At 63.1% G+C, this 19823-nt stretch carries 19 protein-coding genes; 10 read left to right on the forward strand and 9 right to left on the reverse strand.

Going from position 1 to position 19823, the window contains the following annotated elements:
* Positions 1-17: 17 nt before the first annotated feature.
* Genes pxpA through AT302_RS01530 form a run of 4 tightly spaced genes read right to left on the reverse strand, consistent with a single transcriptional unit; the run spans position 18 to position 3172 of the window.
* Positions 18-758, reverse strand: coding sequence for a 5-oxoprolinase subunit PxpA (gene pxpA / locus AT302_RS01515; protein ID WP_058376897.1), 741 nt, complete (start codon positions 756-758; stop codon positions 18-20).
* A 42-nt stretch (positions 759-800) separates the two neighbouring features.
* Entirely contained in the window at positions 801-1817 is a 1017-nt protein-coding gene (locus AT302_RS01520; RefSeq protein WP_058376898.1) for a 5-oxoprolinase subunit C family protein, read from the reverse strand.
* A complete protein-coding gene (gene pxpB / locus AT302_RS01525; RefSeq protein ID WP_058376899.1) occupies positions 1814-2467 on the reverse strand; it encodes a 5-oxoprolinase subunit PxpB in 654 nt (217 codons plus the stop codon). Before pxpB ends, AT302_RS01520 begins: the two co-directional genes overlap by 4 nt.
* A 3-nt stretch (positions 2468-2470) precedes the next feature.
* Positions 2471-3172 carry a 5-formyltetrahydrofolate cyclo-ligase gene (locus tag AT302_RS01530; RefSeq protein WP_064675016.1) on the reverse strand — a complete coding sequence of 234 codons (702 nt, stop codon included), beginning with the start codon at positions 3170-3172 and terminating at the stop codon, positions 2471-2473.
* A 24-nt stretch (positions 3173-3196) separates the two neighbouring features.
* On the opposite strand from AT302_RS01530, the gene AT302_RS01535 reads away from it, so the two are divergent.
* From AT302_RS01535 to AT302_RS01550, 4 genes are all read left to right on the forward strand, one after another.
* Entirely contained in the window at positions 3197-5212 is a 2016-nt protein-coding gene (locus AT302_RS01535; protein ID WP_058376900.1) for a lytic transglycosylase domain-containing protein, read from the forward strand.
* A gap of 51 nt (positions 5213-5263) precedes the next feature.
* Complete coding sequence (locus AT302_RS01540) at positions 5264-6214, forward strand: complex I NDUFA9 subunit family protein (protein ID WP_058376901.1); 951 nt, start codon at positions 5264-5266, stop codon at positions 6212-6214.
* Between the two features lie 104 nt (positions 6215-6318).
* Entirely contained in the window at positions 6319-6963 is a 645-nt protein-coding gene (locus AT302_RS01545) for a glutathione S-transferase family protein (protein WP_058376902.1), read from the forward strand.
* Entirely contained in the window at positions 6960-8213 is a 1254-nt protein-coding gene (locus AT302_RS01550) for a multifunctional CCA addition/repair protein (RefSeq protein WP_058376903.1), read from the forward strand. The genes AT302_RS01545 and AT302_RS01550 overlap by 4 nt, the downstream gene beginning before the upstream one ends.
* Positions 8214-8216: 3 nt before the next feature.
* Here the strand turns inward: AT302_RS01550 and AT302_RS01555 are convergent, their stop codons facing one another.
* The 4 genes from AT302_RS01555 to AT302_RS01570 all read right to left on the reverse strand — a co-directional run bounded on the left by AT302_RS01555 (position 8217) and on the right by AT302_RS01570 (position 11997).
* Positions 8217-9281 (reverse strand): YopJ family acetyltransferase, encoded by a 1065-nt coding sequence (locus AT302_RS01555; RefSeq protein WP_084655970.1) that lies wholly within the window; start codon positions 9279-9281, stop codon positions 8217-8219.
* Positions 9282-9377: 96 nt separating this feature from the next.
* Complete coding sequence (locus AT302_RS01560) at positions 9378-10289, reverse strand: glutamate/aspartate ABC transporter substrate-binding protein (RefSeq protein ID WP_058380024.1); 912 nt, start codon at positions 10287-10289, stop codon at positions 9378-9380.
* 268 nt (positions 10290-10557) lie between these two features.
* Positions 10558-10752, reverse strand: a complete 195-nt coding sequence (locus AT302_RS01565; protein WP_058376905.1) for a DUF2905 domain-containing protein — start codon at positions 10750-10752, stop codon at positions 10558-10560.
* Between the two features lie 30 nt (positions 10753-10782).
* Entirely contained in the window at positions 10783-11997 is a 1215-nt protein-coding gene (locus AT302_RS01570) for a class I SAM-dependent methyltransferase (RefSeq protein ID WP_058376906.1), read from the reverse strand.
* Positions 11998-12236: 239 nt separating this feature from the next.
* On the opposite strand from AT302_RS01570, the gene AT302_RS01575 reads away from it, so the two are divergent.
* The 6 genes from AT302_RS01575 (at position 12237) to AT302_RS01600 (ending at position 18765) form a co-directional block, all read left to right on the forward strand.
* Complete coding sequence (locus tag AT302_RS01575) at positions 12237-13082, forward strand: SDR family oxidoreductase (protein ID WP_237172042.1); 846 nt, start codon at positions 12237-12239, stop codon at positions 13080-13082.
* Between the two features lie 21 nt (positions 13083-13103).
* On the forward strand, positions 13104-13499 hold the full coding sequence (locus tag AT302_RS01580; RefSeq protein ID WP_058376907.1) for a dihydroneopterin aldolase: 396 nt from the start codon (positions 13104-13106) through the stop codon (positions 13497-13499).
* 1 nt (position 13500) lies between these two features.
* On the forward strand, positions 13501-14457 hold the full coding sequence (gene ttcA / locus AT302_RS01585) for a tRNA 2-thiocytidine(32) synthetase TtcA (protein ID WP_058376908.1): 957 nt from the start codon (positions 13501-13503) through the stop codon (positions 14455-14457).
* A gap of 128 nt (positions 14458-14585) precedes the next feature.
* On the forward strand, positions 14586-15947 hold the full coding sequence (gene glmU / locus AT302_RS01590; RefSeq protein WP_058376909.1) for a bifunctional UDP-N-acetylglucosamine diphosphorylase/glucosamine-1-phosphate N-acetyltransferase GlmU: 1362 nt from the start codon (positions 14586-14588) through the stop codon (positions 15945-15947).
* Between the two features lie 96 nt (positions 15948-16043).
* Positions 16044-17873 carry a glutamine--fructose-6-phosphate transaminase (isomerizing) gene (glmS, locus tag AT302_RS01595; protein WP_058376910.1) on the forward strand — a complete coding sequence of 610 codons (1830 nt, stop codon included), beginning with the start codon at positions 16044-16046 and terminating at the stop codon, positions 17871-17873.
* A gap of 304 nt (positions 17874-18177) precedes the next feature.
* Positions 18178-18765 (forward strand): hypothetical protein, encoded by a 588-nt coding sequence (locus AT302_RS01600; RefSeq protein ID WP_058376911.1) that lies wholly within the window; start codon positions 18178-18180, stop codon positions 18763-18765.
* Between the two features lie 215 nt (positions 18766-18980).
* On the opposite strand, the gene AT302_RS01605 is transcribed toward AT302_RS01600, so the two are convergent.
* A complete protein-coding gene (locus AT302_RS01605) occupies positions 18981-19751 on the reverse strand; it encodes a COG4705 family protein (RefSeq protein WP_058376912.1) in 771 nt (256 codons plus the stop codon).
* Positions 19752-19823: the final 72 nt, after the last annotated feature.

A 19823-nucleotide genomic window follows, 5' to 3' on the forward strand; every position in this document is an offset into this window, starting at 1 on the left:
ATTTCCGTCGGCGGTGACTAGCGCACCGGCGCGATCTCGATTCCCTCTTTTTTCAGATAGCTACGAATCCGTTGGGCGAATTCCAGCGCGTGATCGCCGTCGCCGTGCAGGCAGACCGTCTGCGCGTTGATCGGCACCAGCGTGCCGTCGATGGCACGTACGCGTTGATCGCGCACCATCATCAGCGTTTGTGCCAGCGCATCCTCTTCGCGTTCGATCAAGGCCCCGGGCGTGCCGCGTTTGACGAGCGAGCCATCGGCGTTGTAGCCCCGGTCGGCGAAGACTTCTTCCACGGCATGCATGCCGGCGGCGCTGGCGGCTTTGACCAGTTGGCCCCCAGCCAGCCCGAACACTGCCAAATCGGTGTCGAACGCGCGAATCGCCTCGACGATCGTCTCTGCGAGCGCGGGGTCGCGTGCGGCTTGGTTATAGAGCGCACCGTGCGGCTTCACATGCGAGAGCCAGCCGCCTTGTGCGCGCACCATCGCCGCGAGGGCGCCAATTTGGTACAGCATGCCTGCGCGAATTTCATCGAGCGGCAATTGCATTTCGGTGCGGCCGAAGTTCTCGCGATCGGGAAAGCTCGGGTGCGCGCCGATGGCGACACCATTGGCGAGCGCCCAGCGCACCACCTGCTGCATGGTGCCGGCGTCGCCTGCGTGCCAGCCGCAGGCAACGTTCGCCGAACTGACAAGGGCAAGCAACGGTTCGTCGTAATCGCAACCTTCGCCAAGGTCGACGTTGAGGTCGATTTTCATTGTGGGGTTCTCCTGCGGGGATGCGGGAATGCGGGGTTGGCGTCAGCGCTTACGCGTGATGGCCGGCCGGCGCGGGGTGTCGAGAATGCCGCGATCATGCCACGCAAGGGCGCGCTCGATTTGCGCAAAGTAACGTAATTGTTCGCGCCACGCTTCACGTGCCTCGGCTTGCGTGCACTCCGAGAAATATAGGGTGCTGCCCAGCCGGGCTTGCCCCAACCGCCAAAGGTCGGCGCTGATGACGGTGCCGATTTTGGGATATCCCCCGGTGGTCTGCGCGTCGGCCAGCAGAATGATTGGTTGCCCCGACGGCGGTACCTGAATCACGCCGGGCAACACCCCGTGCGAGGGCAGGTCATTCGCGCGGTTCTTCTTGCGCGAAAGCGCTTCCGGTCCGGCAAGCCGGTAGCCCATGCGATTGCTGTTGGGCGTGACTTGCCATGGGTTCTCCCAGAACGTCTTGTGCGTGGCAGCCGTGAAGTCGTCGTACTCGGGGCCCGGCAGCACGCGCACACGATGCGCGAGCGGGTCGGACAGCCACAGCGGTGGACGCACGCCCAACGGACCGGCCTTGCGGGTGTCGGCGCCCGTGGGGATTTTGCCGATACTGAGGCGATCGCCGTCACGCAACGCGCGGCCTTCATGGCCACCAAAACCGGCGGCCAGATCCGTACTGCGTGAACCGAGCGCCACCGGCACGTCGATGCCACCGGCCACGGCGAGGTAAGTACGCATGCCGAAGCGCGAGGGGCGCAACGTGAGCGTCTGTCCGCGCGCAACGGGAAAACGCCACCACGACCAGACGGGTACGCCGTCGAGATCGGCATGGCAGTCGGCACCGGTGAGGGCAACGAGTGCGGCCGACGAGAAGCGCAGCGCACAGGTGCCCATCGTGATTTCGAGGGTGGCGGCGTTCAGTTCGTTGCCGGCGAGGCGGTTGGCGACGATGCAGGCGAGCGGGTCGATGGCGCCACCGCTGGCGACACCGAATTCACGCTGTCCGGTACGGCCCAGATCCTGAACCGTGGTAAGCAGGCCGGCACGCAGGATTTCGATCACAGGTCGAGGCTCGCGATAGTGAAGCGCACGCGATCGCCCGGTGCCAACAGGGCAGGCGGGTTCGCGGCGGGGTCGAACAGGGCGCTGGTGGTATGGCCGATGATCTGCCAGCCGCCGGGCGACGTAAGTGGATAGACGCCGGTCTGGCTCCCGCCGATGCCGACCGACCCGGCGGGCACTGCCAACCGGGGTTCGGCACGACGCGGCGTGGCAATCGATTCGTCGAGACCGCCCAGATAAGGGAAGCCCGGTTGAAAGCCGAGGAAATACACGACGTATTCGGGAGCGGTATGGCGTTGTACGACGGTTTTCGGTTGCAGGCGAGCGTGCTTGGCGACGTCGTGCAAATCGGGGCCGTGTTCGCCGCCGTAATGCACGGGAATCTCGATGTCGCGGCCGACTTCGCCCACCGGCGGCTGGGTCTGCCATGCGTCGCGCAGGCGCTCGCCAAGCGCTTCCTGATCGGTGGCGAGCGGGTCGAACAGCAGCGTCAGGTTGTTCATGCCCGGCACGACTTCGCGCACGTCGGGCCAATCGCGCGCCAGCGCAGCCACGTGCCAGACGCGGCGTTGGGCGCCCAGACTGGGCGCCGTGCCGGGTTCGCAAACGAGGGCGCTGTCGCCGAGCGGCAGAATCTTGAGCGTCGTCATGAATTAGCGGGTGGTGCCGTGTGGGCGGTCGGAGGTATCGGAGGTAGCGCGAGCGCCCGTGGCGTTGTAGGTGGCCGTTTCGGTCACGATGGCGTCGAGCGCGAGGTCATGGGCTTCGGCGACGAGGCTGGCGATTTCGAGCGCGTCGTAGGCAATGCCGAGCGTCTGCGGCCGAGGGGAGAGGGCGTGCAGGGTGCGGTCGTAGAAGCCGCCGCCGTAGCCGAGGCGCAGGCCATCGCGCGTGAAACCGACGCAGGGCACGAGCAGCAGGTCGGGCACCAGCACTTCGGTGTCCTGCGGCACGGGAATCCGGTAGCGGCCTTCGATCATGGGGGTGTCGGGTGTCCAGCGATGGAAGACGAGCGGCGTGGCCGGGGCGGTGACAACGGGCAGAGCGGCAAGGCGGGGGAGAGATGCCGCAGCCGAATCTGCCGCGTCTGCTGAGTCTGGCGCCGAGGCCAATTCGCCAAGCCATGCGCCGACGACGCCCCGCGCGTCGAATTCGCTCTGAATCGGCCAGTAGAAACCGATGCAGCGCGGCGCGCGCCGTGCGATTTCGGCGGTGAGCCGGCGGGCAAGGGCGGCATCGAGCGTGTCGCGCCCGGCGAGCGCCTCGCGCGTGGCCAGCAGCGAACGGCGTAGCTCCCTTTTCTGGTGGGCGTCGGCCGCCGTTTGGGCGATGTCCCGTGCTATGCTTGAATCCACTTTTTACCCGACGCTCCCCCGAAGATGTCCGAACGATTGTCCCGAGTATATCGCGCTGCCGCGCTTGCCCTGAGCGCCGCTGCGCTTGTTGCGTGCAGCACCACGCAAGCGACCGGCCGCCCCAAGGCGCAACCGGCTGCGAGCCGCTCGGCACCTTCCGCCACTTCGGCCGACGCGCTCTCGCAGCGCTCGCCCGACGACATCTTCACAGCGCTGCGCGAGGCCGCCCGCAACAACGATGCACCGCGCGCCACGGCGCTCGCGGCGATGCTCTCCGACTACGACGTGCCGTCGTATGTCCAATACTTCCAGATCAAGCCGCGCATGTTCGATCGTTCGGGCAAGGCGCTGCTCGATACCCCGGACGACGATATCCGCGCCTTCTTGCGTACGTATGACGGTCAGGCGATTGCCGACCGCATGCGCAACGACTGGCTGCTGGTGTTGGGCAAACGCCATGACTGGCAGACGTTCGACGCGGAATATCCGAAATTCGCGCTCGACGACGACACGCAGGTCAAGTGCTATGCGCTGATGTCGCGCGCCGCCCGTGGCGAGAACGTGACGCAGGCGGCGACTGATCTGCTGACCTCGCCGAAGTACTACGGCGAAGGTTGCATCGACATGATCAACACGCTGGCGGCGAACGGGCAGTTACCGCGCAAGGAAGTCTGGCATCAGATTCGTCTGGCCTACGAGGAGAACTACACCTCGCTCGGCAAGCAGATCGCCGACGCACTTGGCGCTGTGCGCCCGGACGACAGCCTGCTGGATATGGCGGCTACCCGTCCGACACAGATCCTCGCCCGTGGCGTGGATGGTTCCGAGCAATCGCGTCAACTCGCCCTGCTGGCGACCGTGCGCATGGCCCGCTCCGATGCCGGGCTCGCCGCAAGCAGCTTTGCGAGCGTGGCGGGCAGCTTGTCGCAGGATGAGCGCGCGATCGGTTGGGGCGCCATCGGCATGCGTGGTGCGCTGTCGCAGAACCCGATGGCGATCAGTTGGTATCGTCAGGCCGGGACGGCCAAACTCTCGAACACCGCACAGGAATGGAAGATTCGCGCGGCGTTGCGCGCCGGTGACTGGAATCTCGTGCGTACGGGCATCGAAGTGATGCCGGCCTCGCTGCGCGACGATGGCGTGTGGACGTACTGGTACGGCCGTGCGTTGCGCGAAGCGGGGCAGGGCGATGCGGCGCGCGCGCAGTTCCAGAAGATCGCGATGCAGCCGAATTTCTACGGCCAGTTGGCAAACGAAGAACTGGGCAACAAGACGCAGGTGCCGCCGCGCACCACCGTGACGCAAGCCGAGGTGGATGCCAACCGCACGAACGCGGGCTTCCAGCGCGCGGCCAAGTTCTATGCGATGGGGTTGCGTTTCGAAGGCAATCGCGAGTGGAACTGGGAACTGCGCAACATGACGGATCGGCAACTGCTCGCCGCCGCCCAGTACGCCAAGAACATTGAGCTATTCGATCGCACGGTCAACACCGCCGACCGTACGAAGGTCGAGCACGACTTCACGCTGCGCTATCTGATGCCGTTCCGCGATGTACTGGAGCGTAATGCCGCGGCAGTCGATCTGGATGAGGCATGGGCCTACGGCCTGATCCGTCAGGAATCGCGCTTCATCATCGATGCGCGCTCGTCGGCGGGCGCCGGTGGTCTGATGCAGATCATGCCGGCCACGGCGAAGATGGTCGCCAAGAAGATCGGCATGGACTACGAGCCGGGCATGATGCACGACATCAATGTCAACATTCGTCTGGGCACAAGCTATCTGTCGTCGATCTACAACCAGTTCGACGGCTCGGCCGTGCTGGCATCGGCCGGCTACAACGCCGGCCCGGGACGCCCGCGCACGTGGCGCTCCACGCTCGATCGGCCGGTGGAAGGGGCGATCTTCGCCGAGACGATCCCGTTCAACGAAACGCGGGCTTACGTCGAGAATGTGCTGTCGAACACCAATTACTACTCGGCCCTGATTACGGGGCGCCCGCAATCGCTCAAGGAGCGGCTCGGCGTAATCCTGCCCCAGTGACGGATCGGGGGCGCGGGCCGCGCGCCCAAGGTCATGACTCGGAGGTGACGCATGCGCTATAACGTTTGTGTCGTCGGTGGCACCGGCTTCATCGGTGGCCATCTGGTCGCCCGATTGGTGTCGTCAGGGCATGCGGTGCGCCTGCCGACACGCCGCGTCGAGGCCGCCAAGGCGCTCGGCGTATTGCCGGGCGTGGAACTCGTCGAATGCGATGTGCACGATCCGCGTGCCCTTGAGCGTGTGATTGCCGGCAGCGACGCTGTGATCAATCTTGTCGGTGTGCTCCACAGCGACCGCGGCACGCCCTACGGCAAAGCCTTCGCCCGGGCGCATGTGGAACTGCCACGCAAGATCGCGCAGGCATGCAGCGATCGCGGCATCGACCGCTTGCTGCACATGAGCGCCCTTGGCGCCGACGCCGACGGCCCGAGCATGTACCAGCGCTCGAAGGGCGATGGCGAGAAGGCGATTCGCGAGACCGGCATCCCGGTCACGATCTTCCGGCCCTCGGTCGTCTTCGGCCCCGGTGACAATTTCCTCAATACATTTGCCCGTTTGCAGCGCCGCTTGCCGGTGGTGCCGCTCGCCAGTGCCAAAGCGCGCTTTCAGCCGATCTATGTGATCGACGTGGCACAGGCGTTTGTGGCGGCGCTCGACAACGACGCCACGTTCGGCAAGACCTACGAGCTGGGTGGGCCGCAGGTGTACACGCTGGAAGAACTGGTGCGCTTTGCCGGTGCCGTGTGTGGCTGCGAACGGCCGATTCTGCCGCTCACCGATGGCGCCGCCCGGTTGCAGGCCGCGTTCTTCGAGAAGCTGCCGGGTGACCCGATCATCACGCGCGACAATCTCGATTCGATGCGAGTCGATAACGTCATGACCGGCCCGCTGGCGCCCGAACTCAACCTCACGCCCAACGGTCTGGAGATCGCTGTCGACTATCTCGACGGCGACAACTGGGAGCGGCGGCTGTCGGATTACCGGCGCTACGCCGGGCGCTGATCGGCCGATCGGTTGATTGGGCCACGGGTTCACCGGCACCCTCGCGATTTCCTCTTTGATTCCCGCTATCGCGTGCGCATCGTGCGCGCGCAAGGAAAGTTCTCATGCAACTGATCGTCGCCAACAAGCGATATTCCTCGTGGTCGATGCGGCCCTGGGTTCTGCTCAAGCACTTCGGTATCGCGTTCGAAGAGTGCAACGTCTGGCTCGCGCAGCCTGACTCGCGCGAACAGATTCTGCGCTACTCGCCGACCGGCAAGGTGCCGTGTCTTATCGACAACGGTATTACCGTGTGGGATTCGCTGGCCATTTGCGAGTACCTCGCGGAGAGCTATCCGCATGTGCCGCTGTGGCCGTCGTCGCGCGAAGCCCGCGCCCACGCGCGTAGTGTCTGCGCCGAGATGCACAGCGGCTTTGGCGGTCTGCGCAGCAGCATGTTCATGAACATTGGCGCGCATTGGCCGGGGGCGGCGGCAACGCCTGAGGCGCTCGCCGACATTCGTCGCGTCGAGGCGATCTGGGAAGACTGTCTCGCCCGCCATGGCGGCCCGTTCCTGTTCGGTGAATTCACCATTGCCGACGCGTTCTACGCGCCGGTGGTGATGCGCTTCGCGACGTTCGAACCGGCGCTCTCGGCAGTGGCTCAGGCCTACGCCGAACGCATTCGCGAAGTTCCCGCCGTGCAGGCATGGGTGGCGGCGGCCAAGGCCGAGACGATCCGCGTCGACTATTACGAAGTGCGTCCATGAAGATTTACGCAGTCGGCGGCGCCATTCGCGACGCCATGTTGGGTCTGCCGGTCAAAGACCGCGATTACGTCGTGGTGGGCGCCACGCCGGAGGAAATGGTTCAGCTGGGATACAAACCGGTCGGCCGCGACTTTCCAGTTTTCCTCCATCCGAAGACGCGCGCCGAGTACGCACTCGCGCGCACCGAACGGAAAACCGCACGCGGCTATCACGGCTTCTCGTTCTACTTCGCCCCGGAAGTCACGCTCGAAGAAGACTTGATCCGTCGCGACTTCACGATCAACGCGATGGCGCGCGAGGTGTTGCCCGACGACAGTCTGTCGGACACGCTGGTCGATCCGTACGGTGGCGAGCGCGATCTGAAAGCGCGGCTGTTTCGTCACGTTGGTGTGGCGTTTGCGGAAGACCCAGTCCGGATTCTGCGTTGCGCCCGCTTTGCGGCGCGATTCACCGACTTCTCGGTGGCAGGCGAAACCCTCGACCTGATGCGCGAGATGACCGCCAACGGAGAGGTCGATGCGTTGGTGGCCGAGCGGGTCTGGCAGGAGCTGTCTCGCGGACTGATGGAAAACCGGCCGTCGCGCATGTTCGATGTCTTGCGCGAGTCAGGGGCGCTGGCGCGCATCCTGCCTGAGCTAGCCCAACTGTGGGGCGTGCCGCAACGCGCCGACTATCACCCCGAAGTCGATACCGGCGTGCACGTGATGATGGTGCTCGACTTCGCTGCGGCGCAGGGATACTCACTGCCGGTGCGGTTTGCCGCGCTCACGCACGATCTCGGCAAGGGCACCACGCCGGACGACGTGCTGCCGCGTCACATCGGACACGAAGGCCGCAGCGTCGATCTGCTGGGTCCGTTGTGCGCCCGCTTGAGGGTGCCGGTCGAGTGCCGCGAACTCGCTCAGGTGGTTGCGCGCGAGCACGGCAACATTCATGCGAGTGGAAAGTTCGGGGCGTCCGCGCTGGTGCGTTTGCTTGAGCGCTGCGACGCGCTGCGAAAACCCGAGCGCTTTGTCGAGATTCTGCAAGCTTGCGAGGCGGATGCCCGCGGTCGGGGGGGGGATTTTCCGAATGCACCGTATGCGCAGCGAGATCGTCTGATGGCGGCGCTGGCGGCCGCTCGGTCTGTCGATGCGGGGGCCGTAGCCAGTCAGTTCACCGACAATCCGGGGAAGATTCGCGACGCGGTGCAGGCCGCGCGAATCGAAGCGGTTGAAGCCGCGGGCCTTGGGGCTGCGCAGGACGCCTGATCGTCACAAACGCTGCAAGAACGTATCTTCCAGCATTTCCGATGACGCCAGCGGGGGCGGTAACGCCCGCCCTGCGGCTTTGATCCGTTCGAATTCAATCGAGACGCTGTAGCTTCGATTCTCGCGATCGAAGGTTAGCCCTTTTTGACGACGGACGAGTCTCCGTATCTCTGCATCCTCCGCCTCCTCACCGCCGTGATGTCGCTGCGCGTAGCCGGCGAGCCGTCGTTTTGACTGCGTGTGCCGCATGATCGACGGCGGGAGCAATGTATCGGTCTTCTCGAAGGGGAAGTGGTGAAACGCCGCATCGTCGAACGCTCCGGTACGCAAGCGCGTGTGAAGCGATTCGAACAGGCTCGCTTCCTTGAACATCGTTTTGCAGGTCATGAGACTGAACATGCCGCAGTCCACCGAACTCTGTTGCATTCGGGTTTCAAGGATCAACAGCGCGCGATCAGGCCAGTGCTTTCCGGTGGGCGCGTGCCGTGTCATCTCGTTACACAACCGGAAGGCCAGTCGTGAACCGCCCTCATCGTTCATCGAACCTGACTCGATGAGAATCACGGACGGCTGGCCGTCACGAATGGCCAGATCGAACGCCGCGAAATGGATGCCGTCGGGCCCCATGTTGACGATTCCCTGCTCGCGGCCCTGCGCCGCTGGCAATCGGCATTGTTGCAAAAGGTACGCCACCAGATCGTCGGGGGAGCGGTGCTGCGATAACCGCATACCGGGCTGATGGGCCGCCTCGGACTCGACTAGCGTGGGGAGGAATTTCGCGTCGGCCTGCGCCATGCTCGGGCACTGCTTCTGGGCCGAGAGGAAGGCGACAGAGAAACGGTAGTAACCGCGCAGTGTCCGGGGCAGCGAATATCGCATTGAATTCGCGGCATCGACGTTTCTCATCGCGCGAATCGCGGTGATCGGCACACCTGTGGGGGAAGTCGTAGCGCCGTTCGTCGCGACATTCAACGCGTCTGTAGCGGCGGCCGGGACGGAGTAGCTTCTGGTGCGTGACCAGTGGGATGACGGGTGCATGAGCGTCGGGGGAAAAGAAGAAGCCGCCATGATGGCGGCTTCCTCCTCTCGCTCGCTTTGCTACTCAAGTGGTGGATTTCAGCGTTTCACTCAATCCACAACCGTCGACAACATCCCCTGTTGTGCTTACTCGAACGCCTGATCGTTCGGGTTCGCGTAGAGCTGCTTGAGCTGTTCGCTCATCGGGAAATTGAAGTTGATGTTCTTCGGCGGCACCGGCGATTCGAACCACTTCTTGTACATCGCGTTGATCTCGCCGCTCTTCATCACGCCCGAGAGCGTGTCGTCCACCAGCTTTTTGAACACCGTGTCGCCGTGTTTCATCATGAAGCCGTACGCTTCGAACGACTGCGGCGTGCCGGTCACGACCCAGTCGTCGGGGTTGCGGCCCATGGTGCGGGCGCCTGCGAGCAGCACGTCGTCCATCATGAAGCCCTGAACGCGACCGCCTTGCAGCATGATGAACGACTCGCCGTAATCCTTGCCCGCGATCACGCTCATGTTCATCTTCTTGTCGTTGTTCATCTTGTTGAGGATGCGCTCCGACGTCGTGCCAGCGTTGGTCACGACAGCCTTGCCGGCGAGATCCGGGAAGTCTTTGACGCCCGAGTTCTTGTTCACCAGCAGGCGCGTACCGGCCACGAAGAACGTGTCCGAGAAGTTGACCTGTGCCTGACGTGCTTTCAAGTTGGTCGTCACGCCGCACTCGATGTCGACCGTGCCGTTCTGCACCAGCGCAATGCGGTTCTGCGACGTCACGGGAATGAAGCGCACTTGCAGATCGGGCTTCTTGAGCTTGGCCTTCACTGCGTCGACGACTTTGTTGCAGAGGTCCTGCGAGTAACCGATGACGTTGTGATTGTTGTCGTAATACGAGAACGGAATCGACGACTCACGATGGCCGATCGAAATCACCCCGCTGGTCTCGATCTTTTGCAGCGTCTCCGATGTGCTTTGCGCTTGTGCTGCGCCCGACGCGGTACCGATCGCCATCGCCACGCCCAGCATCGCCCCGGTCAATCGCACCTTGGTCTGCATCTTGATCATGCCCTGCTCCTGAAAAGGTCTCACCGTGATTCACGACTGAATCATTTGTTTCATGGTAATTTTTTTGCAACAAATGATCAAATGATTGTTAACCCTAGATGGAATGGGTTAAGCGGGGCGTGGACGGACGCGAACGTACGCCGCCCGGCACATGCAGGCGTACGCAGCCTGATACACCGGGGGCATTACGAGGATTCAGAAAGAGAGCAGGACGCCGGTCAGATGCGGCTGCAACACGTGTTGCAGCCGTTGCCGACGATCAAAGCAGGCGAATCAGCAGATTGAAGACGAGCGAGAGCACCACGGTCGAGGCGAACGGGAAGACCATCTCCCGGTCGCGCCAGCGGAACCGCAAGTCGCCCGGCAGGCGGCCGATGCCGAGCTTCGACAGCCAGGGCGAGGCTGCCGAGAGGATGCAGACCGCGATGAAGATCGTGAACATCCAGCGAAACATCGGCGGTGCCTTGTCAGGTGAGAAATGCGGTCAGAGGGCGTGACTGCGGTCGCTGGTGGCAAAGCCGATGAGCCCGGCCCACTCGTCCATGCCACGTCCGAAGGCGATCACCTTGAAGAGCTCGCCCATTTCCGCTTCCGACAGGAGTTTCTGGGCGGCGTTGGCCGCGGGCAGGAACGTCGCCGGGTCGGTCGGATCGAGCGCACTCATCAGATCGACGATGCCGGCATTCATCAGGAATCGTGCCTGCGACGTGAAGCCCAGCAGGTCGAGGCCGGCTTCTACGCCTGCATCGGCGATGCCCGAGAATTCCACGTGCGCGGTGATGTCCTGCAAACCGGGGTAATAGAACGGATCGTCGTGCGCGTGGTGGCGGTAGTGGCACATCAGCGTGCCTTGCGCGCGCTGCGGATGGTAATACTCGCGCGCCGGGAAGCCGTAATCGATGAGCAGCAGCACACCACGGGCAAGCAACGGCGCCACGCTACGGACAAAGGCCGAAGCGGCTTCGTGTGTTTCCGTCAGGTATTCCTGCGTGGGCGGCAGGTCGTCGAGCGCGGCCAGCGCCTCGGGCACCGGGCCGTCATGCAGACGTTCTTCCCACGCAAAGCCGTCAGCCGTCATCGTGACGCCGCGCTCGAACCAGACGGGCTGGCCGCTGGCATCCGGGCGGCGCGCCCACAGGCGTACGGGCATGGCGTCGAGCACTTCGTTGCCGAGCATCACGCCGTGGAAGGCGTCCGGCAGATAGTCGAGCCAGGTCACCTTGTCGAGCAGATGCGGGGCAAGCCGCTCGATCGTGGCGCGCTGGCGGGCTCGGAGCTCACCTGAGAGCTCCATGATCGAGTAGCGCTCGCAGGGCGTGCCTTGTGCGTCGAGCGCGAGCAGCAGATCGGCCGCGAGGCGTCCCGAGCCCGCGCCGAACTCCAGCACCTCGGCATCGCCCGTCTGTTCGACGATTTCGCCGATCTGACGGGCGAGCGTACCGGCGAAGAACGGCGTGAGTTCGGGGGCGGTGACGAAGTCGCTGCCGTCGGCGGCCAGACGTCCGAATTTGGCAGCACCGGCGGCGTAATAGCCGAGTCCGGGGGCGTACAGGGCCAGTTCCATGAAGCGATCGAACGGCAGCCAGCCGCCCGCCGCGTCGATCGCGTCGGCGAGATGGGCCGTGAGGCGGCGCGAGTGTTCGAGCGCGTCAGCCTCTGGAACGGGTAAACTATGGGGTTTCGGTGCGGCCTGATTCATGCCGGCATTGTAACGGAGTCGGCGCAGACTATCTGCCGCGCGTTGTCATCTGGCGCGAGACCCCGTAAACAGTCGATTTGCAGCCGGTTTGCTCGCCGTTCGCCCGTTTCGTGGAACGCCCGGAACCATTGCCGGACAAGGTGCCTTGCCGGGTGCCGCCGAACATGGGGGGCCTGCGGTTTGCCCCGAACGCGCCCGAATAACCCTGATTTCCCGGCCCCCTGACAGGAAACCGACGCATGACCGTTGCACCCACGCCACGCTCCACGCCCGCCGCCAGCGACGCCAACGCCCGCACGCCTGCCGTGCCGCGCGTAGCGCTCGTCACCGGCGGCGCGCGCCGCATCGGCCGCGCGATTGCGCTGCGGCTCGCCGGTATGGGGTGGGACGTGGCGGTGCATTACGAGCGCTCGCACGACGAGGCGCTTGAAACGGTCACCGCCATCGAAGCGCTGGGCCGTCGTGCGGTAGCGTTGCAGGCGTCGCTGGCCGACGAGTCCGCCACGGCGGGCCTCATCGCCCGTTGTACCGAGGCGCTGGGTGTCCCAAGCTGCCTGGTCAATAACGCCTCGCGCTTCGAGTACGATGGCGCCGCAGATTTCGGCTATAACGCCCTTGAGCGCCACATGCGCGTGAACGTGGGGGCGCCGCTGGTGCTGGCGCGCGAGATGTACGCGGCATTGGGCGAGACGGGACGCGGCGTGATCGTCAACCTGCTCGACCAGAAGCTGGCGAATCCGAACCCCGATTACCTGTCGTACACGTTGTCGAAGGCGGCGCTCGACGTCGCCACCACGTTGCTGGCGCAGGCGTTTGCGCCCCGCCTTCGGGTGGTGGGTGTGGCGCCGGGCGTCACGCTGCTGTCCGTTGACCAGACCCCGGCGGGCTTTGCCGCTGCGCATGCCGCCACACCGTTGGGCGCATCGTCGACACCGGAAGACATCGCACAGGCGGTGGCGTATCTGGCCGACGCACCGGCGGTAACTGGCACCGTACTGTATGTCGATGGCGGCCAGCATCTTGCCGCCTCGTCGCGGGACGTAAAATTTCTGACCGAGCCGGCCGACGCCGACCGGTCTCGTTGATTGTCATTACGAGTTTTCAAAATGCATAGCGCTCTTTCCCACCCTCGCCTGATGGACTGCCGTCGCATGTTCCTGCGCGACTATGAAGTGTTCATCAACATCGGCGTTCACGACCACGAGAAGCGTGGCGAGCAGCGCGTGCTGATCAACGTGCAGTTGTTCGTGCCGCTCTCTGACAGCACGCCCGTGGCCGACAAGCTCGACGAAGTGGTCGATTACGACTTCATGCGCGAGACCATCGCCAAGCGCGTGGGACAAGGCCACATCCACTTGCAGGAAACCCTTTGCGACGACGTGGCGGAGGCACTGCTGGCGCACCCGCGCGTGCGCGCTGTGGGCGTGTCGACCGAGAAGCCCGATGTCTACCCCGATTGCCACTCGGTGGGCATCGAGGTGTTCAAGATGAAGGGTGCCTGAGATGAGTGCCGTGATTTCCGAGACCGGTGCCACCTCGGCCGCGACCGGTAATGTTGCCGTTGATAGCGTCAAGAAGGCCCAGAAGCTCGCGTTCGAGAACAACAAGCTCGAGAAGCGGTTGTTCCGTCTGACGGGGCAGGCCATCGGCGACTACAACATGATCGAGCAGGGCGATCGCGTGATGGTGTGCATGTCTGGCGGCAAGGACAGCTACGCCATGCTCGACATTCTGCTCAAGCTGCGCGAGCGTGCGCCGATCGACTTCTCCATCGTTGCGGTGAATCTCGATCAGAAGCAGCCGGGTTTCCCTGAGCATGTGCTGCCCGATTATTTCCGCGCCATCGGCGTGGATTTCCATATCGAGAATCAGGACACATACTCCATCGTCAAGCGCGTGGTGCCCGAGGGCAAGACCACGTGTTCGCTGTGTTCGCGTCTGCGCCGGGGCATTTTGTACCGCGTGGCGGGCGAACTCGGCGCGACCAAGATTGCGCTGGGCCATCATCGCGACGACATCATCGAGACGCTGTTCCTGAACATGTTCTACGGTGGCAAGCTCAAGGGCATGCCGCCCAAGCTGCAATCGGATGACGGCAAGAACGTGGTGATCCGCCCGCTCGCGTACGTGCGTGAGTCGGATCTGGAGCGTTACGCCGAGTACAAGCAGTTCCCGATCATTCCGTGCACGCTGTGCGGCAGCCAGCCGAACCTGAAGCGTGGCGAGATGAAGGCGCTGATTCGCCAATGGGAAAAGCAGCATCCGGGCCGCATCAAGTCGATTTTCAGCTCACTCTCGAACGTGATTCCGTCGCATCTGATGGACGCGGGCATTCACGACTTCAAGAATCTGCGCGCGACGGGCCAGCCCGATCCGCTCGGCGATACGGCATTCGATGAAGTGCCGTGCGGCGACGAAAACGACGCCGGCATCATTCGCATCGCCCAGTTCGACGACTAACTGTCTGATCCGCTCGGCTGATCCACTGAATCGGTAAATAAGCTAACTCACCGTGCGCATGGCGTTTTGCGATGCGCACGATAAGAATTCCACGGAAGACCTTCTCCTTTTCGAGTCGTCACCTCGCCATGAATATTGTGATTCTCGCGGCCGGCATGGGTAAGCGCATGCGCTCCAGGCTCCCCAAGGTACTGCAACCGCTGGCGGGCCGTCCGCTGCTCTCGCATGTGATCGCGACGGCGCGCACGCTTTCGCCGGGCAAACTGATTGTCGTGATCGGCCATGGTGGCGAAGCCGTGCGTGACGCTGTGGCTGCCGACGACGTGAGTTTTGCCGAGCAAGCTCAACAACTGGGCACCGGCCACGCCGTGCAACAGGCGGTGACGTTGCTCGACGAATCGGTGCCGACGCTGGTGCTCTATGGCGACGTACCGTTGACGCGTACCGAGACCTTGCAGGGCCTGCTCGATGCGGCCGGCAGCGACAAGCTCGGCGTGCTGACGGTCGATCTGGATAATCCGACCGGCTACGGCCGAATCGTGCGCGATGCCGCAGGCAATGTACTTCGCATCGTCGAGCAGAAGGACGCTAACGATGCGGAGCGTGCCATTCGTGAGATCAACACCGGCATTCTCGTCGCACCAACGCGCCATCTGAAGGGCTGGCTGGCCGGCTTGAAGAACCAGAACGCCCAAGGCGAGTACTACCTGACCGACGTCATCGCCTGCGCGGTGGCCGATGGCGTGCCGGTGGTGACCACGCAGCCCACGTTCGCGTGGGAACCCAATGGCGTGAACGACAAGGCGCAGCTCGCAGAACTGGAGCGCGACTATCAACGCAACGCGGCGGCGGCCTTGCTGGCGGCGGGGGTCACGCTCATCGATCCGAACCGATTCGATCTGCGCGGCGAGATCGAGTGCGGTACTGACGTGTCGATCGACGTGAACTGTGTGTTCGAAGGCAAGGTCGTGATCGGTGACGGGGCGACGATCGGCCCGAACTGCGTGATTCGCGATACCACGATCGGCGCTGGCACCAGCATTGAGGCGTTCAGCCATCTCGACGGCGCCGTGGTGGGCGCCGACGCGCACATTGGGCCGTATGCCCGTCTGCGCCCGGGGGCCGAACTTGCCGACGACGTGCATATCGGCAACTTTGTGGAAGTGAAGAATGCCACTCTTGCCAAGGGTTCCAAGGCGAATCATCTGGCTTATGTGGGCGATTCGACCGTCGGCGCGCGCGTGAATATCGGCGCGGGCACCATCACTTGCAATTACGACGGGGCGAACAAGCATCGCACGGTGATCGAGGACGACGTCTTCATCGGTTCCGACTCGCAACTGGTGGCACCCGTGACGGTGCGTCGCGGCACGACCATTGCGGCAGGGACGACGGTGTGGAAAGACACGCCCGAGAATGCGCTGGTGCTCAACGGCAAGACGCAGGTGGCGAAAGACGGCTACGTCCGTCCGCGCAAGCAGAAGCAGTAAAATCGGCAGTCATGTGCTGGCGCATGAGGCAGTCGCGCACGGCGGTGAATCATACGAATTGAATGGGCCAGGAATTCTGGCGTAAGGAAAGCGAATATGTGCGGCATTGTCGGCGCGGTAGCGCGACGTAATGTAGTACCGGTGCTGGTCGAGGGGCTGCGTCGTCTTGAGTATCGCGGCTATGACTCCTGCGGCGTGGCGGTCTTGCATGATGGCGTGCCGCAGCGTGCACGCAGCGTGTCGCGCGTGGCCGATCTCGAAGCGCAGGTCAACCAGACGCACCTGTCGGGCGAGATCGGTATTGCGCATACCCGTTGGGCAACGCATGGTGCGCCGGTCACGAACAATGCGCATCCGATCTTCTCGCGCGACGAAGTCGCGTTGGTGCACAACGGCATCATCGAGAACCACGAAAGCCTGCGTGACGAGTTGCGCGGTCTGGGTTACGAGTTCGTGTCGCAAACCGATACGGAAGTGATTGCCCATCTGATCCATCATTTGCTGACGAACGGTGCGGCGGGCGATCTGTATCACGCCGTACGGTTGGCAAAGCGCCGCTTGCATGGCGCATATGCCATCGCTGTATTCCGCAAGCAGGAACCGCATCGCGTCATTGGCACGCGCGCCGGTTCGCCGCTGGTGGTGGGGGTGGGCGATGGGGAAAACTTCCTCGCGTCCGATGCCTTGGCACTGGCTGGCACGACGGACCAGTTCATTTATCTGGAAGAGGGCGATGTGGTCGAGCTCACGCTGGACGGCGTGAAGATCGTCGACCGCAACGACGTCGCTGTCGAGCGTGAAGTTCGCACGGTGCAGGCGTATTCGGGTGCGGTGGAGTTGGGCCCGTACCGGCACTACATGCAGAAGGAAATCTTCGAGCAGCCGCGCGCCATCGGCGACACGATGGAAGGTGTGGAGGGCATCTCGCCGACGCTGTTCGGCGAGAAGGCCGAGGAAGTGTTGCGCAACGTCGACTCGATTCTGATTCTCGCGTGCGGCACGAGCTATTACTCGGGCATGACGGCCAAGTACTGGCTGGAGTCGCTGGCACAGATTCCGACGCAGGTCGAAGTGGCGAGCGAATATCGCTACCGCGACAGCGTGCCGAATCCGAAGACGCTGGTGGTCACCATCTCGCAGTCGGGCGAGACGGCTGACACGATGGCGGCGCTGCAACACGCGCAGTCGCTGGGCATGACGAACACGCTCGCGATCTGCAACGTGGGGACGAGCGCGATGGTGCGCCAGACGGCGTTGCATTACCTCACGCGCGCGGGCACCGAGATTGGTGTGGCGTCGACCAAGGCGTTCACGACGCAGTTGACGGCACTGTTCCTGCTCACGTTGACGATTGCCAAGCTGCGCGGCCGTCTGACGGAAGCGCAAGAAGCCGAGTATCTGACGCAACTGCGCCACTTGCCGGCGGCGCTGCATAGCGTGCTGGCGCTGGAGCCGCAGATCATTGCGTGGGCCGAAGATTTTGCCCGTCGCGAGAATGCGCTGTTCCTGGGCCGTGGCCTGCACTATCCGATTGCTTTGGAAGGTGCGCTCAAGCTCAAGGAAATCTCGTACATCCACGCGGAAGCGTACCCGGCTGGCGAGTTGAAGCACGGCCCGCTGGCACTGGTGACGGATCAGATGCCGGTGGTCACGGTGGCACCGCACGACGCGCTGGTCGAGAAGCTCAAGTCGAACATGCAGGAAGTGCGTGCGCGTGGCGGCCAGTTGTACGTGTTTGCCGATTCAGACACGCAAATCTCAAATGCCGAGGGCATCCACGTGATCCGCATGCCGGAGCACTACGGCCAGCTTTCGCCGATTCTGCACACTGTGCCGCTGCAACTGCTCGCGTATCACACCGCGTGCGCACGCGGTACCGACGTCGATAAGCCACGCAATCTGGCGAAGTCGGTGACGGTGGAGTGAATGTTCGAGACTTGACGCCTACGATGTGTGAGATGGGCGCTGACGCATCACTTGGCGAGTCAGTATTAGCCTGAGCATCAGGGCGAATTTTCCGAAACTTCAGTTTGATCAAGGCCGGTTACGCTATTCGCGAACCGGCTTTTTTTTGTAGATCACGAACGGAATCCCCGCGAATTAAGGGTGTTCGAGCAGTGGTCTGCGTATTCGAAACTCTCTTCGAAGATTGGCGGTCGCGTATAGGGTCAGAACTATTAGGAAACCTAGGCAATAGAATGCTCGACTGTCAAAAGACGAGCACGAGCGAATGCTGTTGGTTGAAACGTTGGCCACGAATCACGGCCAAGCGTCGGCGCAGCCTTTCGGAGCCGTTGCGTTTCGAGGCGCCACTTGGGACCTGAGTCACCTTGCACCCTTTGCATTCAAGATGGATGTGGGCCAAGGTCTCGAGGTTTCGGTCTTCGTACTCTTTTCCTGTCACTGTTTCACCAAAAGCTTCCGGTGGGATCCACGTCCATCCCTGATGATTCCGGATCATGAGATTTACGTGGACGAGCACGAGCGCCGCGTGCTCTGTGAACAGCGCTACAACCTCTCACGACAGTTTCTCCGTGAAATTGTGACGAATCTCGAATCACGCCGCATTACGTTGGCAGATGACCGTCGTCCCAATTTCGTGACGCTTGAGCACGTCGACGAAGCTAGCGGGCAGACCTTGCTCTACGCCGTGTTTTTTGAAGTTGAGAGGGACAAGTCGCGCAAGCGCCTCATATTGCGCGTTCAATCCGCCTACGTGCTTGAGGAAGGTTTGACCAAGCGGCAACGTCACGCGAAGAAGATCGCATTAGCAACATTGCTGCGCAACGTTCAGAAGGGCAAGCCGGTTCGCGCGTGATGGGATGGCAGAAAGACCAACGGCCACCTTTCGGTGGCCGTCGCATGCGGGAATCTCTATCTACATTTCTGTAGAACTCCCACTCCGGGTGGGACCCAGTTGCCCGGGCGGCGCTACGTTTTTTACACCCGCTCGTACGTAGGTTTTCGACGCAAATACTAATATGCAGCCGTCCGCGCGGTCAAGTCTCCAACTTGCGCACCGCAAAGCCTTCGCTAATGCGCTTTCGCCGCAGCGCGCTGCCGCACGAGCAGCAAGCTGGTCAGAATAAACGCCAGCAAGGCGAATGACGCCGAATACCGGCTCAGTGCGAGACCGCCTGCGCTGATCGGCTTATCCAGAAAGTCGCCAACGACTGCGCCCAGCGGTCGCGTCAGAATGAACGCTGCCCAGAAGAGAAAGACGCGCGACGTTCGGGTCCAGAAATACATCCCCACGAGAATCAGCAACAACGCGCCGAAGACGACGGCCGCGCCGGTATAGCCGAGCCCGGCGGTGTCCGCTGTCCAGTCGCCAAGCGCCGTGCCGAGGGTCTGCGAGAACATGATCGTGACCCAATAGAAGACTTCTGCCTTCGGCGAATCGACCGCATTGACGGACACTGAGCCCATCGTCCGGTACCAGACCCACAGCGAGCCCAGCAGCAGCGCCAGAAGGATCGCTGACCCGCCGGCGTATCCGATGCCCAGCGATCGATCGGCGAAGTCAGCGAGCGTCGTCCCGACGGTTGTCGTGGCGATGATCGTGGCCCAGTACAGCGCCGGATGAAACGACTTCGCCCGGATCTGCGCCGAGACCAAAACGGCGAAGACCACGGCAAATATCGCCGTAGCGACGAGATAGCCAAGATTCATCGACATGGAAACCGCGTCACCGCCGGTTTCACCCAAGGTCGTCGCGGCGATCTTCACCACCCAGAACATGAGCGTGACTTCCGGCACCTTGGCGAGGGCTTTGTGTATGTGTATGTTTGTGTTTGTGTTCATGCATGCACCTGTCGTGTGGACGCTCCCACGCGCCATGCCGGGAGGCATCGATTCACTTTAGAACAGGCGAAG

It is taken from the genome of Pandoraea norimbergensis (assembly GCF_001465545.3).
Taxonomy (GTDB): Bacteria; Pseudomonadota; Gammaproteobacteria; order Burkholderiales; family Burkholderiaceae; genus Pandoraea; species Pandoraea norimbergensis.

What these genes read in the sequence shown, in the direction of transcription:
- pxpA (WP_058376897.1), bottom strand. Translation starts at nt 758, where the DNA reads ATGAAAATCGACCTCAACGTCGACCTTGGCGAAGGTTGCGATTACGAC.
- pxpB (WP_058376899.1), bottom strand. Translation starts at nt 2,467, where the DNA reads ATGACGACGCTCAAGATTCTGCCGCTCGGCGACAGCGCCCTCGTTTGC.
- AT302_RS01535 (WP_058376900.1), top strand. Translation starts at nt 3,197, where the DNA reads ATGTCCGAACGATTGTCCCGAGTATATCGCGCTGCCGCGCTTGCCCTG.
- AT302_RS01540 (WP_058376901.1), top strand. Translation starts at nt 5,264, where the DNA reads ATGCGCTATAACGTTTGTGTCGTCGGTGGCACCGGCTTCATCGGTGGC.
- AT302_RS01545 (WP_058376902.1), top strand. Translation starts at nt 6,319, where the DNA reads ATGCAACTGATCGTCGCCAACAAGCGATATTCCTCGTGGTCGATGCGG.
- AT302_RS01550 (WP_058376903.1), top strand. Translation starts at nt 6,960, where the DNA reads ATGAAGATTTACGCAGTCGGCGGCGCCATTCGCGACGCCATGTTGGGT.
- AT302_RS01555 (WP_084655970.1), bottom strand. Translation starts at nt 9,281, where the DNA reads ATGGCGGCTTCTTCTTTTCCCCCGACGCTCATGCACCCGTCATCCCAC.
- AT302_RS01560 (WP_058380024.1), bottom strand. Translation starts at nt 10,289, where the DNA reads ATGCAGACCAAGGTGCGATTGACCGGGGCGATGCTGGGCGTGGCGATG.
- AT302_RS01565 (WP_058376905.1), bottom strand. Translation starts at nt 10,752, where the DNA reads ATGTTTCGCTGGATGTTCACGATCTTCATCGCGGTCTGCATCCTCTCG.
- AT302_RS01570 (WP_058376906.1), bottom strand. Translation starts at nt 11,997, where the DNA reads ATGAATCAGGCCGCACCGAAACCCCATAGTTTACCCGTTCCAGAGGCT.
- AT302_RS01575 (WP_237172042.1), top strand. Translation starts at nt 12,237, where the DNA reads ATGACCGTTGCACCCACGCCACGCTCCACGCCCGCCGCCAGCGACGCC.
- AT302_RS01580 (WP_058376907.1), top strand. Translation starts at nt 13,104, where the DNA reads ATGCATAGCGCTCTTTCCCACCCTCGCCTGATGGACTGCCGTCGCATG.
- ttcA (WP_058376908.1), top strand. Translation starts at nt 13,501, where the DNA reads ATGAGTGCCGTGATTTCCGAGACCGGTGCCACCTCGGCCGCGACCGGT.
- glmU (WP_058376909.1), top strand. Translation starts at nt 14,586, where the DNA reads ATGAATATTGTGATTCTCGCGGCCGGCATGGGTAAGCGCATGCGCTCC.
- glmS (WP_058376910.1), top strand. Translation starts at nt 16,044, where the DNA reads ATGTGCGGCATTGTCGGCGCGGTAGCGCGACGTAATGTAGTACCGGTG.
- AT302_RS01600 (WP_058376911.1), top strand. Translation starts at nt 18,178, where the DNA reads ATGCTGTTGGTTGAAACGTTGGCCACGAATCACGGCCAAGCGTCGGCG.
- AT302_RS01605 (WP_058376912.1), bottom strand. Translation starts at nt 19,751, where the DNA reads ATGAACACAAACACAAACATACACATACACAAAGCCCTCGCCAAGGTG.